Source organism: Pantoea sp. X-Soil-MYKO-1289 (genome assembly GCF_059730625.1).
Genome location: NZ_AP036004.1, coordinates 3099009 through 3113723 on the forward strand (window position 1 = coordinate 3099009; position 14715 = coordinate 3113723).

Consider the following 14715-nt stretch of genomic DNA (forward strand, 5'->3'; position numbering starts at 1 on the left):
ACACTATGGCACACTCATTCTCTCCAGATTACCAGTGCGATGTTTTGATTATCGGCAGCGGCGCGGCGGGTTTATCGCTGGCGCTGCGGCTGGCGGCGCATTACGAGGTGCTGGTGCTGAGCAAAGCGCAGGTCAGCGAAGGCTCGACCTTTTATGCCCAGGGCGGCATCGCCGCAGTGTTTGATGAGAGCGACAGCGTCGAGTCGCATGTGGAAGATACGCTGATCGCCGGCGCCGGCCTGTGCGAACGCGAGGCGGTCTCGTTCGTCGCCAGCAATGCGCGCCACTGCGTGCAGTGGCTGATCGACAACGGCGTCGCCTTCGATCGCGATCCGCAGGCGGCGGGCGATATGCCCTATCATCTGACGCGCGAAGGCGGCCACAGTCATCGGCGCATCCTTCACAGCGCCGACGCCACCGGGCGCGCCGTCGAAACCACGCTGGTGAGCCAGGCGCTGAGTCATCCTCGCATCCAGATTCTTGAACGCAGCAACGCGGTCGATCTGATCCTGTCGGACAAGCTGGGCCTGCCCGGCCCGCGCCGCGCCGTCGGCGCCTGGATCTGGAACCGCAACCGCGAACGGGTAGAAACCTGCAGCGCCCGCGCGGTGGTGCTGGCGACCGGCGGCGCGGCGAAGGTCTATCAGTACACCACCAATCCCGACATCGCGTCCGGCGATGGCATCGCCATGGCATGGCGCGCCGGCTGCCGCGTCGCCAATCTTGAATTCAACCAGTTCCATCCTACGTCGCTGTTTCATCCTGACGCGCGCAGCTTTCTGCTGACCGAAGCGCTGCGCGGCGAAGGCGCCTGGCTGCTGCGGCCCGACGGCAGCCGTTTTATGCCCGACTTTGACCCACGCGCCGAGCTGGCGCCGCGCGATATCGTGGCGCGCGCCATCGATCATGAGATGAAACGGCTCGGCGTCGACTGCGTCTATCTGGATATCAGCCACCAGCCGCCGGAATTCATCCGCGCCCATTTCCCGACGATTTATGAAAAACTGCTGACCTTCGGCCTCGACCTGACGCGGGATCGCATCCCCATCGTGCCCGCCGCGCACTACACCTGCGGCGGCGTGATGGTAGACGCGCGCGGACGCACGGACGTCGACGGACTCTACGCGATCGGCGAAGTAAGCTATACCGGGCTGCACGGCGCAAACCGCATGGCCTCCAACTCTCTGCTGGAGTGTCTGGTCTACGGCTGGTCGGCTGCCGAGGATTTGATTCAGACGCTGCCGCAAAAAGCCGCGCCCGGCAGCCTGCCGCCCTGGGATGAAAGCCGCGTAGACGATGCGGACGAGCGCGTGGTGATCCAGCATAACTGGCACGAGCTGCGGCTATTTATGTGGGATTACATGGGGATTGTCCGCACCACGCGCAGGCTGGAGCGCGCGCTGCGTCGCATTAATCTGCTGCAGCAGGAGATCGACGAGTACTACGCGCATTTTCGTCTCTCCAGCGATCTGCTGGAGCTGCGCAACCTGACGCAGGTGGCCGAACTGATGGTGCGCTGCGCGCTAGCGCGCAAAGAGAGCCGCGGGCTCCATTTTACCCGCGACTATCCCGATATGCTGCCCGACGCGAAGCCGACGATCCTGACGCCATCTTACATAAAGAGGTAGAAATCGCGGGTCAGGCTGCGCCAGGCTTCCGAATAGTGCGTATCCTGATTGCGGATCGCCATACGCTCCAGCAGCGTTTCGCCCGCGCTGGGGGAAAAACCGAGCAGCACGCGATGCGGCGGTCGATGCGCATATTCCGCCACGTCGATGCGAAAGCGCAGATGCCAGCCTGACGCTTGCGCCAGCGTAATCATGGTTTGTCCTACCGTTTCCGGCAGCACGACGCAGAAGAAGCCTTCTTCGTCGATTAAATGCGCCGCGTAACGCAGCAGGCTGGCGTGATCCAGCGTCGCCGTCGAGCGGGCCGCGTCGCGCGCCGGCGTGGCGCAGGCGACATCAGGCGGATAATAGGGCGGATTGCTGACAATCAGCGAATAGCGCTGCTGGCAGCCGTCGGCGAAAGCGGCGATATCCTGCTGATGGACGCGAATACGCGCCGCCCACGGCGACTGCGCCGCATTCTCCTGCGCCTGCTGCGCGGCGGCAACATCCAGCTCAACCGCGTCGATAAGCACCGCATCGGAGGTTCGCTGCGCCAGCATCAGAGCGATAAGCCCACTGCCGCTGCCGATATCGAGCACACGGCGCGCGTTGGCAACCGGCGCCCAGGCACCCAGCAGAATGGCATCGGTGCCGACTTTCATGGCGCAACGGTCGTGCGCCACGAAAAACTGTTTGAAGGTGAAACCGTTTCTTTTTAACACCGGCCGCACATGCGGCTTTTCCTGCGTCATACTCTGCAACCATTACCCTTTTTCCTGCCGTGCGGCAGCGCTTCAGTGTAACGTGACGGCGTGAGGAATACACGTAATGGGCTGGCCGGCGCGGATTAACAGATGAAGATTGCGTGCGATCTGTCTATAATCAGCGCCCCAAACTGAGGTAGACCATGACAGTAACCACATTCTCCGAACTCGAACTCGACGAAAGCCTGCTGGAAGCCCTGCAGGATAAAGGCTTCACGCGCCCCACCGCCATTCAGGCCGAGGCGATCCCGCCCGCGCTGGAGGGCCGCGACGTTCTGGGTTCGGCGCCTACCGGCACCGGGAAAACCGCCGCGTACCTGTTGCCGGTACTGCAGCACCTGCTCGATTTTCCGCGCAAGAAATCGGGGCCGCCGCGCATCCTGATCCTGACTCCAACGCGGGAACTGGCGATGCAGGTCGCCGATCACGCGCGCGAGCTGGCGAAACATACCCATCTCGATATCGCGACCATCACCGGCGGCGTGGCCTATATGAACCACGCGGAAGTGTTCAGCGAGAACCAGGATGTGGTCGTGGCGACCACCGGACGTCTGCTTCAGTATATTAAAGAAGAGAACTTCGACTGCCGCGCCGTCGAGACGCTGATCCTTGACGAAGCGGACCGCATGCTGGATCTGGGCTTCGCGCAGGATATCGAAACCATTGCGGGCGAAACCCGCTGGCGTAAGCAGACCATGCTCTTCTCCGCGACGCTGGAAGGTGACGCGATTAAAGATTTTGCCGAGCGTCTGCTTAACGATCCGGTTGAAGTCGAAGCCGATCCCAGCCGTCGCGAGCGTAAAAAGATCCAGCAGTGGTACTATCGCGCCGACGATCTGGAGCATAAAACCAAACTGCTGATCCACCTGCTGAAGCAGCCGGACGCTACGCGCTCCATCGTCTTCGTACGCAAGCGCGAGCGTCTGCACGAGCTGGTGCAGTGGCTGCACGATGCAGGGATCCGCTGCTGCTATCTGGAAGGCGAAATGGTGCAGGCTAAACGCACCGAGGCGATCAAACGCATTACCGACGGCCGCGTCAACGTGCTGGTGGCGACCGACGTCGCCGCGCGCGGCATCGATATCGAAGATGTCAGCCACGTCATTAACTATGATATGCCGCGCACCGCCGATACCTATCTGCACCGCATCGGCCGTACCGCGCGCGCCGGCCGTAAAGGCACCGCGTTGTCGCTGGTGGAAGCGCACGATCATCTGCTGCTGGGCAAAATCAGCCGTTATCTGAACGAGCCGCTGAAGCCGCGCGTGGTCGACGAGCTGCGTCCGGTGACGCGCGCGCCGAGCGCCAAAACCACCGGCAAACCGTCGAAAAAGGCGCTGGCGAAGCGTAAAGAGAAAAAAGAGAGCGAAGCGGAAAAACCGCGCGTGAAGAAGCGTCATCGCGACGCCAAAAACGTGGGCAAGCGCCGCAAGCCAAGCGCTGCCGCGCCAGCCAGCGGCGATGCGGAATAAATCAGCATCGTTATAAAAAAATCGCCTCAATTGAGGCGATTTTTTTTAGTTAAGCAGGCAAAACGGTGATTACGCTTTGCGGATAAAGATTAATAGCCAAAGCTCCAGATCATTATCGCGCTTCCCGCGGTAAAAAAGTTAAATATCATCTATTTTCAATAACCTGCCATTAACAATGCATTGGGCGCTTTTTCTGCACGCGCCCAAAGTTGCCAGATTACAGGCTTTCGGTAAATGTACGGGTAATCACGTCACGCTGCTGTTCCGGCGTCAGCGCGTTGAAGCGCACCGCGTAGCCTGAAACGCGAATCGTCAGCTGAGGATATTTCTCCGGATGCTTCACCGCATCTTCCAGCGTTTCACGGCGCAGCACGTTAACGTTCAGGTGCTGGCCGCCTTCGATGCGTACCTGCGGTTTCATCTCCATCGGCACTTCGCGATATGCGAATTCGCCCAGCTCGCTCACGGCGACAACCTGATCTTCTTCGTAACCCGCTTTCGCGCACAGGCAACGTGCTTCTGCTTTTTCGTCGTCGATCAGCCAGAAAGAGTGCATTAAATCGGGATTATTGGTTTGAGTAATTTGAATGCCAGTGATCATAATCAGTTCTCCAGAACATGGCGCTATCCTGCTCAGCGCGGTGAGTAAATCAAATTATCGCCCTGATATAACACTCGCTTCTTACAGAGGTTTTGACCTCGGTCAATTTTCACAGCCACGCTTTTCACTGCTAATGTCAATTAATTGATTCAGATAAATTTTTAGCTAAAAAAAATTTTGTAAACTTCAAATATTTTTTACCTTCAACCTGGTGCGGCGAACCGTTAAGCTAACGGCATCGATCTAAAAGGGAGCAGACCATGACGGATAAATTGACCTGGCACGACGTGCTGGCCGAAGAGAAAGAGAAGCCCTACTTTACCGAAACCCTGAAACTGGTGGCGAACGAACGGGCGGCTGGCGTGACGGTTTATCCGCCGCAGAAAGACGTTTTCAATGCGTTTCGCCTCACCGAACTGGGCGACGTCAAGGTGGTGATTCTGGGCCAGGATCCCTATCACGGGCCGAATCAGGCCCACGGGCTGGCCTTCTCGGTGCTGCCCGGCGTCCCGGTGCCCCCCTCATTGCAAAATATGTATAAAGAGCTGGAGCAGGAGTTTCCCGACTTTAAGCGTCCGCAGCACGGCTTTCTCGAAAGCTGGGCGAAACAGGGCGTGATGCTGCTGAATACGGTGTTGACCGTGGAAGCGGGCAAGGCGCATTCCCATGCGCGTTTCGGCTGGGAAACCTTTACCGATAACGTGATTGCCGCAATTAATGAACATCGCGAGGGCGTGGTGTTTTTACTCTGGGGCTCGCACGCGCAGAAGAAAGGCAGCATTATCGATCGGCAGCGTCATCACGTTTTACAGGCGCCGCATCCTTCGCCGCTTTCCGCCCATCGCGGCTTTTTTGGCTGCGGCCATTTCGCGCAGGCCAACGATCTGCTGACGCAGGCGGGCGAGCAACCCATCGACTGGATGCCGCAGCTGCCCGCCAGCTGAGCCGCCAATAAAAACGGCCGCATCACTGTGCGGCCGTCTGACGTGCGTTGACTGCTTAGCTCTTCGCTTTCGCGACCGCCACCATCGCCGGACGCAGCAGGCGACCGTTCAGGGTATAGCCGCGCTGCATCACCATCATCACATGGTTAGGCGCCACGTCGTCTGACTCCATCATCGACATCGCCTGATGAATTTCCGGGTTGAACGGCACGTTGGTATCGCCGACCACTTCAACGCCGAATTTGCGCACCGCGCCCAGCAGCGATTTCAGGGTCAGTTCGATCCCTTCAATCATCGACGCCAGCTCCGGGTTCTCTTTGTCTGCGACTTCCAGCGCGCGCTCAAGGCTGTCGATAACCGGCAGCAGCTCGTTCGCGAATTTTTCCAGCGCGAATTTGTGCGCTTTCTCAACGTCAATTTCGGTGCGACGGCGGATGTTTTCTACTTCCGCCTGCGCGCGCAGCTGAGCGTCGCGTACGCCGGTCTGCAACTGCGCCAGTTCAGCTTCCAGCTGCGCAATACGCTCATCACGCGGATCCACCTCTACTGCCGTCTCCGCTTCCTGAGGTTGCTGCTGATCCTGTTGAATTTCGTCTGAGACTTGCTCGTTTGGGGTGTTCTGTTCTTTACTACTCATGAATTTCTCCGCGTTTTGCACATTCATCTCGCCAGTCCGCTTATTATGGGGATCGGTTTGACGGTTTCAAGGGAACCCATCACATTGCCTTGCCGTTTTGGCTTATGAGGAAAGACCCACCAAATGAACAAACACTTTAACTGCATTGGTATTGTAGGCCATCCGCGTCACCCTACCGCTCTCACCACGCATGAGATGCTGTGGCGCTGGCTGACGTCCAAAGGTTATCAAGTGATTATTGAGAAGCAGATCGCGCAGGAGCTCAACCTTCAGGATGCCCAGACCGGCACGCTGGCGGAGATTGGACAGCAGGCGGACCTCGCCGTGGTGGTCGGCGGCGACGGCAATATGCTCGGCGCGGCGCGCGTGCTGGCGCGCTACGACATTAAAGTGATCGGCATTAACCGCGGCAATCTCGGCTTTCTCACCGACCTCGATCCCGACAATGCGCAACAGCAGCTGGACGAGGTGCTGCAGGGGAATTATTTCGTCGAAAGCCGCTTTCTGCTCGAGGCGCGCGTCTGTAAAGATGCGTGCTCGCCGCGGCTCGGCCTGGCGATCAACGAGGTAGTGCTGCACCCCGGCAAAGTGGCGCATATGATCGAGTTCGAGGTCTATATTGACGAGGTGTTCGCCTTCTCCCAGCGTTCTGACGGCCTGATTATCTCAACGCCGACCGGCTCAACCGCCTATTCGCTGTCGGCAGGCGGCCCGATTTTAACCCCTTCCCTCGACGCCATCGCGCTGGTGCCGATGTTCCCGCATACCCTGTCAGCGCGGCCGCTGGTGATCAACAGCAGCAGCACCATCCGGCTGCGCTTTTCGTCGCGCCGCAGCGATCTCGAAATCAGCTGCGACAGCCAGATCGCTCTGCCGATTCAGGAGGGCGAGGATGTGCTGATCCGCCGCAGCGAGAACCACCTCAACCTGATACACCCTAAAAACTACAGCTATTTCAATACGCTAAGCTCAAAACTAGGCTGGTCGAAAAAATTGTTCTAATTTTAGCGCGCCCTCTTTACTGGATAAAAAACCAGTTTATACTGTACGAAAAACCATATCTGTTTTTCCATACAGGTGATTCTATGCTGGCACAGCTGACCATCAGTAATTTCGCTATCGTTCGTGAGCTCGACATTGATTTCCAACGCGGTATGACGGCGATTACCGGTGAAACCGGCGCGGGTAAGTCTATTGCCATCGACGCCCTCGGTCTGTGCCTGGGCGGTCGCGCCGAAGCGGACATGGTGCGTCAGGGCGCCGCGCGCGCCGACCTCTGCGCCCGCTTTAACCTCAAGTCGTCGCCCTCTGCGCAGCGCTGGCTGGAGGAGAATCAGCTGGATGACGGCAACGAGTGTCTGCTGCGCCGCGCCATCAGCGCCGACGGCCGCTCGCGCGGCTTTATCAATGGTACTGCGGTGCCGCTGTCGCAGCTGCGCGATCTTGGCCAGCTGCTGATTCAGATCCACGGCCAGCACGCGCACCAGCTGCTGCTTAAACCCGACCATCAGAAACACCTGCTTGACGCCTACGCCGGCCATGACGATCTGCTGCGCCAGATGCGCAGCGACTATCAGGCCTGGCATCAGAGCTGCCGCAATCTGGCGCAGCATCAGCAGCTGTCGCAAGAGCGCGAGGCGCGCCGCGAGCTGCTGCAGTATCAGCTGAAAGAACTCAACGATTTCGCGCCGCAGGCGAACGAGTACGAGCAGATCGACGAGGAGTACAAGCGCCTCGCCAACAGCGGTCAGCTGCTCTCTACCAGCCAGCAGGCGCTGCAGCTGCTCGCCGACGGCGACGACAGCAATCTCAACAGCCTGCTCTACACCGCGCGCCAGATGGTGACCGAGGTGGTAACGCTGGACGACAAGCTGAGCGGCGTGCTCAATATGCTGGAAGAAGCGGCGATTCAGCTCAGCGAGGCGAGCGACGAGCTGCGCCACTACGTTGACCGACTCGATCTCGATCCCAACCGCCTGTATGAGCTGGAGCAGCGCATCTCGCGCTATATTGCGCTGGCGCGCAAGCACCACGTCGCGCCGGAGGGTCTGGCGGAGCTGCATCAGCAGCTGCTGACGGAGGCGGAGCTGCTTTCGCAGCAGGAGAGCGATCAGGAGAGCCTGCAAGAGTTAGTAAGCGAACACTATCAGGCCGCACTGCGCAGCGCCGAGCGTCTGCATCAGCAACGTCAGCAATATGGCGCCGAACTTGAGCAGCTGATTACCCAAAGCATGCACCAGCTTTCTATGCCGCACGGCCGTTTTACTATTGCGCTGGCGTTCAATCCTGACCATCTCACGGCGGACGGCGCGACGCGTATCGACTTCCAGGTGACCACCAACCCAGGCCAGCCTCTGCAGCCGCTGGGTAAAGTGGCGTCCGGCGGCGAGTTGTCGCGCATTGCGCTGGCAATCCAGGTGATTACCGCGAAGAAGATGGAAACCCCGGCGATGATCTTCGACGAAGTGGACGTCGGCATCAGCGGCCCGACCGCCGCCGTCGTCGGACGCCTGCTGCGCCAGCTGGGCGAATCGACCCAGGTGATGTGCGTTACCCACCTGCCGCAGGTGGCGGGCTGCGGCCATCAGCACTTCTTTGTCAGCAAAGAGACCGACGGCGCCATGACCGAAACCCATATGCAGGCGCTGGACAAACGCGCGCGCCTGCAGGAGCTGGCGCGTCTGCTGGGCGGCAGCGAGGTCACGCGGAATACCCTTGCTAACGCGAAAGAACTTTTAGCGGCGTAATGGCGGCACTTTCTTCCCGCTGCGTGGTCATATGCTTGCTCTGTCGATGTAGAGGTTTCCAATAGCGAAAAGGTTTATTATCATCGGCTACTTATGTCGCCTGAATAATAAAGCCTGCCGCAGGCAGAGTTCAGAATTTGATGGCAAAAAAACAGCCTGACAAAAAGGCGTTTGGCCCCAGAAAAGGAATGTAGAGATGCGCTGTAAAACGCTGACTGCCGCGGCAGTGGTAATGTTGATGATGACCGCCGGATGCTCCACCCTTGAGCGCGTGGTTTACCGCCCAGATATCAACCAGGGCAACTACCTGGTCGCCAATGATGTGGCGAAAATCCACAACGGCATGACGCAGCAGCAGGTCGCCTATACGCTCGGTACGCCGATGATGCGCGATCCCTTCGGCAGCAACGTCTGGTATTACGTGTTCCGTCAGGAGCCAGGCCATGAAAACGTGAAGCAGCAGACGCTGACCCTGACCTTCGACAGCAACGGCATCTTGACCAATATCGACAACAAGCCGAACCTGACTGCATCGAAGGACTGATCGAACACGCAACAAAAAAGGCGCCGCTGGCGCCTTTTGCTTTTCTGGCTGGTCTACGCAGACTGGCGCTATTTTTTGCCGCCGGCTGAACGCTCAGCGCGCTGACGCCGCAGCTCTTTGGGATCGGCGATCAGCGGACGATAGATCTCTACCCTGTCGCCTTCCTGCAGCGTATCGCCCAGCTTGACCGGGCGGCTAAAGACGCCCACTTTGTTTTGGCTGAGGTCGATATCGCGGCGCAGCTCAAGCAGGCCGGATGCGACAATCGCCTGCTCGACGGTGCTTCCCTCTTCCAGCGTGACGACGCGCTGATACTGTTTCTCCGGCAGCGCGTAAACCACCTCAACGGAAATCTCAGGCACTGTAGACCTCTTTGGCGCGCTGAGTGAAAGCCTGCACCATGCTGTTGGCCAGCTCTTTAAAGATGCGGCCGAACGCCATCTCCACCAGCATGTTGGTGAATTCAAAATCGAGGCTCAGCTCAACCTTGCAGGCATCATCGCCCAGCGAGATAAACTGCCATCCGCCGGTAAGCTTGCGGAACGGTCCGTCGACCAGCTGCATATGGATGCGCTGATTGTCGGTAAGCGTGTTGCGCGTGGTGAAGGTCTTACTGATGCCCGCTTTTGAGACGTCTACCGAGGCCGTCATCTGATTTTCAGAGGATTCCAGCACGCGACTGCCGGTACAGCCCGGCAAAAACTGTGGATAGGCATCCACATCGTTGACCAGTTGGTACATTTGCTCAGCGCTGAAGGGCACCAGCGCTGAACGACTAATCTGAGCCATAATGGTTCCTGTTCATCACAAAACCGCTGAATTGTAGCATTTCCAGCGATCAAACAAAAATTCCCCGCATTGAGAGGTGTGCTAGAATATCCCGTTTCCCGGTGCCCCGCTGGACAAGGGGTGCGATGGCCGCCTAAGTGATGTAAAATACGCCGCACTATGACAAAGAAAAAAGTACATAAACCCGGTTCTGCCACTATTGCCCTTAACAAACGCGCCCGTCATGAATACTTCATTGAAGAGGAATTCGAAGCGGGATTGTCGCTACAAGGATGGGAAGTCAAATCGCTCCGTGCGGGTAAAGCCAACATCAGCGACAGCTACATTCTGCTGCGCGATGGCGAAGCTTATCTGTTCGGCTCAACCTTCCAGCCGCTGGCCGTCGCCTCAACGCACGTGGTCTGCGATCCGACGCGCAACCGTAAGCTGCTGCTTAATCAGCGCGAACTCGACTCGCTCTATGGCCGCGTTAACCGCGAAGGCTATACCGTGGTCGCGCTGTCGCTTTACTGGAAGAACGCCTGGTGCAAGCTGAAGATCGGCGTGGCGCGCGGTAAGAAAGAGCATGACAAGCGCGACGATATCAAAGAGCGCGAGTGGAAACTCGATAAAGCGCGCATCATGAAAAATCGCAACCGCTAATCGCTGGATAGTTTTAAAGTTTTTTGCTAGAGTAGTTGGTTCCTGGGGCTGATTCTGGATTCGACGGGATTTGCGAAACCCAAGGTGCATGCCGAGGTGCGGTAGGCCTCGCTAAAAAACCGCAAAAAAATAGTCGCAAACGACGAAAACTACGCTTTAGCAGCTTAATAACCTGCTAAGAGCCCTCTCTCCCTAGCCTCCGCTCTTAGGACGGGGATCAAGAGAGGTCAAACCCAAAAGAGATCGCGTGGATGCCTTGCCTGGGGTTGAAGCGTTAAATCTAATCAGGCTAGTCTGTCAGTGGCGTGTCTGTCCGCAGCTGCCAGGCGAATGTAAAGACTGACTAAGCATGTAGTACTGAGGATGTAGGAATTTCGGACGCGGGTTCAACTCCCGCCAGCTCCACCAAAATTCTTCAAAGATGGTTCCAGAGCCATCCGTAGAAGTCCTGGAAGCCCGCACGGCACAAGCCCTGCGGGCTTTTTTGTCTCTGTAGCTCCTCAAGTATGACTTTTAACCGCCTCTAAGTTTGGTTTTCAATCACTTCCCAGGTGCATTTTTATCGCCATTCAGAATGAAGCAGCCCCTCATGGAGTGAACTCCAGTTTCTTATCCATCACGTTTCCACGATGCCAAACAATACCTTGTTAAACGTCGTCTTCAGGCAAGCGGCTAACGTATAATGCTCAAAACCCTTACGCTCTTAACAAAATAATAAGACTTCAGAATGGAATGCTGATGAACACGCAAAACGACAAAAACCTTCTGCTATTAAAGGAATGTTTGCAGAAAGAAGTGATGATGAACGCTAAGCCTTTTTCCTGGCACAGCGTCATTCACAAAGCCATCAAATGCCCCAGGCGACGCTACTATTTCTGGTGGCGCATCGCCTCCTACTGGTATCAGAACAAAACAGGCTTTTTGAAGCAGGCCGCGCTGCGAATCAACCGGAAGCTGACGTTGAAATATGGTACAGAGATCGAGTTAGGTGCGAGGATATTACCCGGACTTGTAATTACTCATCATCAAGGGATCGTTATTAACGGCTCTGCCGTTATTGGGCATTCATTCCGTATCAGGCAGAACACCACGATTGGCATAACAGGCAGTAATCCTTCTAAACTGCCGATCTCAATCAAGATAGGCAATAACGTTAGCATTGGGGCTAATAGCTGTATTATCGCCGACCAGATTGTTATTGGCGATAACGTGGTGATTGGGGCCATGTCATTTATAAATAAAGATCTGCCCGATAATAGTAATGTGATAACGGAGAAAAAAAATGAAGATCACTATTAGAGATAGCTTATCCACATAAATTGCGTTTTTGAAAAGCGTCATCCTGCTTAACAGACGACAGGGTTAACGCCGGGTCGCTCTTAAAAGCAGCTGCGGCAACCCTTTGCGCAGGTCAGATTAGGTGAAACGCTATGCGGAAGTCCGAAATTGCCTGTTTATGCTGTTTTACTCACAGTAACTATTTCACCACGCTGTATAAAAAGGTCCTGGGGTTACGCCAGCTTAAGCGCGGCGGCAGAAAGGATGAAAGATGAGTAAATCTGGTAATCAGGCAGAGCGAAATACGGGATATCGCCGCGTGCGGCTGGAGGATATCGCTACCCGCTGTCGCACCTCGCTCAGTACAGTGTCGCGGGCGCTAGCGGGGGAAAAAGGGGTCAGCCACGAACTACGCACCCGCATCCAGGAAGTGGCGCGGGCTATGCGGTATTCGCCAGCTCAGGAGCTTGGCGGCGCGCGTATTATTCTGGCCATTTCGCAGGTGGCGATGCTGGATTATAACCGCTATCAGTTTAGCTGGTACGTTCTGCAAGGGCTGAAGGAGCGGGCAAAGGTGCTGGGCATTGATCTCACCACCCATCCGCTCAACGATAGCGATAGCGGCGCGCTGCAGACATTGCTGGAAGAGCCGGACGTAGGAGGCGTGCTGGCGCTGACGGTGGATGACAGCGGCTTTCTGAACAAGATGGTGAACCTGAAAAAACCGGCCGTGTTAGTGAATACCGACGATCCGCTGATGCGACTTTCCAGCGTGCTGCCCTGTAACCGTTCGGCCACGCGCATGGCCTGTGAATATTTACTGGAGCACGGCCATCGCGACATTCTCTTTTTAACTCACCCCGGCAGGCGAACGATTGAACAGCGTGAGGACGGCTGGCGTGAAGCAATGCGCTCTCGCCAGCTTGTGTGCGACGATTCACGAATCCTGACGGTTACAGACTGGCTACCAGAGCTGGCGGAGCAGGCAGTGGTTGCGCGTTTCCGCAACCATCCACGCGAATGCACGGCGATACTGTGCGCCAATGATTCGCTGGCGCTCGGCGCGATTAAGGGGGTACAGGCCATAGGACTGCGCGTGCCGGAAGATATTTCCGTGGTCGGCATGAATAACCTGCCGCAGGCAGAGTTTGCCACCCCGCCGTTAACCACGGTTCACCTTCCTGTACAGGAGATCGGCACGCTGGCACTGGAGCTATTGCAGGATATGATTGAGGGAAATGTGGAGACTCCAAGGCGTGTTGAGCTGGCGTGTGCCATCGTAGAACGTCAATCGGTGGCCCGCATCGCATGATACGGGCCACCAGCAGAGGGAGCGGTCAGTCGAATCTGGCCCGTTCCATTTTCGGCACCAACAGCAAATACATCAGCGCCCATGCCAGCAGGTAAGCGACAGAGCTGATGGCGAACAGCGCCCAATAGTTACCTGAGGCATCAAGTACGGCACCAATCACTGTAGAAAAGATCACGCTGCCGATCATTCCGAAGGTGCTGCCAATCCCCACCACCGAACCGACAGCCGCGGTCGGGAACAGATCGGATACCGAGGTCAAAATGTTGGCGGACCATCCCTGATGTGCCGCCGCAGCCAACCCGACCAGCGCGACAGCGACCCACAGATTTTCGACCTGAGTGGCGGCGAAAATTGGCAGTACCAGGCAGGCGCAGATCAGCATGGTGATTTTACGCGCGCGGGCGGTGCTAAAGCCTTTACTCATCAGCTTACCGGGTAACCAGCCTGCGCCCAGACTGCCGACGATGGCAAAGAGATAAATGAAGATCAGCGGCAGCCCCAGGCCTTCCATGTTGATACCGCGTGACTCATTGAGCCATTTTGGCAGCCAGAAGAGGAAGAACCACCAGATGGGGTCGGTCAGCATTTTGCCTAATGCCACGGCCCACAGTTGGCGATAGCCCAGCAGGCGCGTCCATTTAATGGCGGATACACTGACGGCTTCCTCTTTATCCTGAGCAATCCAGGCCTGCTCTTCTGCGCTGGCTTTCGCTTTCACCGGGCCAAAGGCAATAAACCATGGGATCAGCCAAAGGAAGCCGACCGCGCCGAGAATTAAAAACGCGCCGTGCCAGCCGTAATGTAGCGCGATAAGGGGGATCAGCGCCGGCGAAATAACGACGCCGATATTGACCGCGACGCCAAGAATGCCGGTGGCCAGCGTACGTTCTTTTTTAGGATGCCACTCGGCAATAACCTTCATCGCAGCCGGGAAGTTTGCGGATTCACCCAGCCCCAGCAGGACACGTACCAGTGCAAAACCCGCGACAGAACCGACGACCGCATGTGCCATCGCCGCAGCGCTCCAGACCACCATCGCTATCGCATAGCTGATTCTGGTCCCCAGTTTGTCAATAATGCGACCGCATACCAGCGTGCCGATGCCGTACGCTACGGTAAACGCATTGACCAGCCAGCTGTACTCCATCTGCGTCCAGCCGATATCTTTTTGCAGCATCGGCGCAAGCAGGCCGAGAATCTGACGGTCCATATAGTTAACCGTCGTCGCAAACACCAGCATAGAACAGACTATCCAGCGATAGTTGCTTTTCGGTTTAGCTACCGCGCGCGCGGGATTGTGCAGAGCATTCGGATTAACATCACCAGAAGTCTGCCCTAAAGGCGCAGACTGTTTGTCGATTTGCGTATCCATGAT

The 14715-nt window shown here is 57.0% G+C and carries 15 protein-coding genes and 1 other RNA gene; 10 read left to right on the forward strand and 6 right to left on the reverse strand.

Translation table 11 applies throughout. The features are described from left to right. Positions 1–5: 5 nt before the first annotated feature. A complete protein-coding gene (nadB, locus tag AC6I7Z_RS14900; protein ID WP_497814789.1) occupies positions 6–1628 on the forward strand; it encodes an L-aspartate oxidase in 1623 nt (540 codons plus the stop codon). On the opposite strand, the gene trmN is transcribed toward nadB, so the two are convergent. Next, complete coding sequence (gene trmN, locus AC6I7Z_RS14905; RefSeq protein ID WP_497814790.1) at positions 1613–2362, reverse strand: tRNA(1)(Val) (adenine(37)-N(6))-methyltransferase TrmN; 750 nt, start codon at positions 2360–2362, stop codon at positions 1613–1615. The two genes, nadB and trmN, sit on opposite strands and share 16 nt — an antisense overlap. Before the next feature lie 155 nt (positions 2363–2517). On the opposite strand from trmN, the gene srmB reads away from it, so the two are divergent. Beyond that, the gene (srmB, locus tag AC6I7Z_RS14910; RefSeq protein WP_497814791.1) at positions 2518–3846 is read left to right on the forward strand and encodes an ATP-dependent RNA helicase SrmB; all 1329 of its coding nucleotides are present in this window, start codon (positions 2518–2520) and stop codon (positions 3844–3846) included. Between the two features lie 217 nt (positions 3847–4063). Here srmB and grcA read toward each other — a convergent pair whose 3' ends face one another. Next, positions 4064–4447 carry an autonomous glycyl radical cofactor GrcA gene (gene grcA, locus AC6I7Z_RS14915; RefSeq protein WP_497814792.1) on the reverse strand — a complete coding sequence of 128 codons (384 nt, stop codon included), beginning with the start codon at positions 4445–4447 and terminating at the stop codon, positions 4064–4066. 260 nt (positions 4448–4707) lie between these two features. On the opposite strand from grcA, the gene ung reads away from it, so the two are divergent. Beyond that, positions 4708–5391, forward strand: a complete 684-nt coding sequence (ung, locus tag AC6I7Z_RS14920; protein ID WP_096073642.1) for a uracil-DNA glycosylase — start codon at positions 4708–4710, stop codon at positions 5389–5391. Positions 5392–5446: 55 nt separating this feature from the next. Here the strand turns inward: ung and grpE are convergent, their stop codons facing one another. Then, a complete protein-coding gene (grpE, locus tag AC6I7Z_RS14925) occupies positions 5447–6028 on the reverse strand; it encodes a nucleotide exchange factor GrpE (RefSeq protein WP_033754166.1) in 582 nt (193 codons plus the stop codon). Positions 6029–6151: 123 nt separating this feature from the next. Between grpE and nadK the strand changes: the two genes are divergently transcribed. The 3 genes from nadK (at position 6152) to bamE (ending at position 9319) form a co-directional block, all read left to right on the forward strand. Beyond that, positions 6152–7030 (forward strand): NAD(+) kinase, encoded by an 879-nt coding sequence (gene nadK / locus AC6I7Z_RS14930; protein WP_048786765.1) that lies wholly within the window; start codon positions 6152–6154, stop codon positions 7028–7030. A gap of 83 nt (positions 7031–7113) precedes the next feature. Beyond that, a complete protein-coding gene (gene recN, locus AC6I7Z_RS14935) occupies positions 7114–8775 on the forward strand; it encodes a DNA repair protein RecN (RefSeq protein WP_497814793.1) in 1662 nt (553 codons plus the stop codon). Positions 8776–8971: 196 nt separating this feature from the next. Next, positions 8972–9319, forward strand: a complete 348-nt coding sequence (gene bamE, locus AC6I7Z_RS14940) for an outer membrane protein assembly factor BamE (protein ID WP_033754048.1) — start codon at positions 8972–8974, stop codon at positions 9317–9319. 68 nt (positions 9320–9387) lie between these two features. Here bamE and AC6I7Z_RS14945 read toward each other — a convergent pair whose 3' ends face one another. After that, on the reverse strand, positions 9388–9681 hold the full coding sequence (locus AC6I7Z_RS14945) for an RnfH family protein (RefSeq protein ID WP_033754051.1): 294 nt from the start codon (positions 9679–9681) through the stop codon (positions 9388–9390). Beyond that, positions 9674–10108 (reverse strand): type II toxin-antitoxin system RatA family toxin, encoded by a 435-nt coding sequence (locus AC6I7Z_RS14950; RefSeq protein WP_033754055.1) that lies wholly within the window; start codon positions 10106–10108, stop codon positions 9674–9676. The genes AC6I7Z_RS14945 and AC6I7Z_RS14950 overlap by 8 nt, the downstream gene beginning before the upstream one ends. Positions 10109–10267: 159 nt before the next feature. Between AC6I7Z_RS14950 and smpB the strand changes: the two genes are divergently transcribed. The 4 genes from smpB to AC6I7Z_RS14970 all read left to right on the forward strand — a co-directional run bounded on the left by smpB (position 10268) and on the right by AC6I7Z_RS14970 (position 13340). After that, complete coding sequence (gene smpB, locus AC6I7Z_RS14955) at positions 10268–10750, forward strand: SsrA-binding protein SmpB (protein ID WP_033754058.1); 483 nt, start codon at positions 10268–10270, stop codon at positions 10748–10750. Between the two features lie 44 nt (positions 10751–10794). Then, positions 10795–11158: a transfer-messenger RNA gene (gene ssrA / locus AC6I7Z_RS14960) on the forward strand. 330 nt (positions 11159–11488) lie between these two features. Then, a complete protein-coding gene (locus AC6I7Z_RS14965) occupies positions 11489–12049 on the forward strand; it encodes a serine acetyltransferase (RefSeq protein WP_497814794.1) in 561 nt (186 codons plus the stop codon). 250 nt (positions 12050–12299) lie between these two features. Beyond that, positions 12300–13340: a LacI family DNA-binding transcriptional regulator gene (locus tag AC6I7Z_RS14970; protein ID WP_497814795.1), complete on the forward strand. Its 1041-nt coding sequence runs from the start codon at positions 12300–12302 to the stop codon at positions 13338–13340. A 25-nt stretch (positions 13341–13365) separates the two neighbouring features. Here AC6I7Z_RS14970 and AC6I7Z_RS14975 read toward each other — a convergent pair whose 3' ends face one another. Continuing rightward, positions 13366–14712 carry an MFS transporter gene (locus AC6I7Z_RS14975; RefSeq protein WP_497814796.1) on the reverse strand — a complete coding sequence of 449 codons (1347 nt, stop codon included), beginning with the start codon at positions 14710–14712 and terminating at the stop codon, positions 13366–13368. Positions 14713–14715 lie beyond the last annotated feature (3 nt).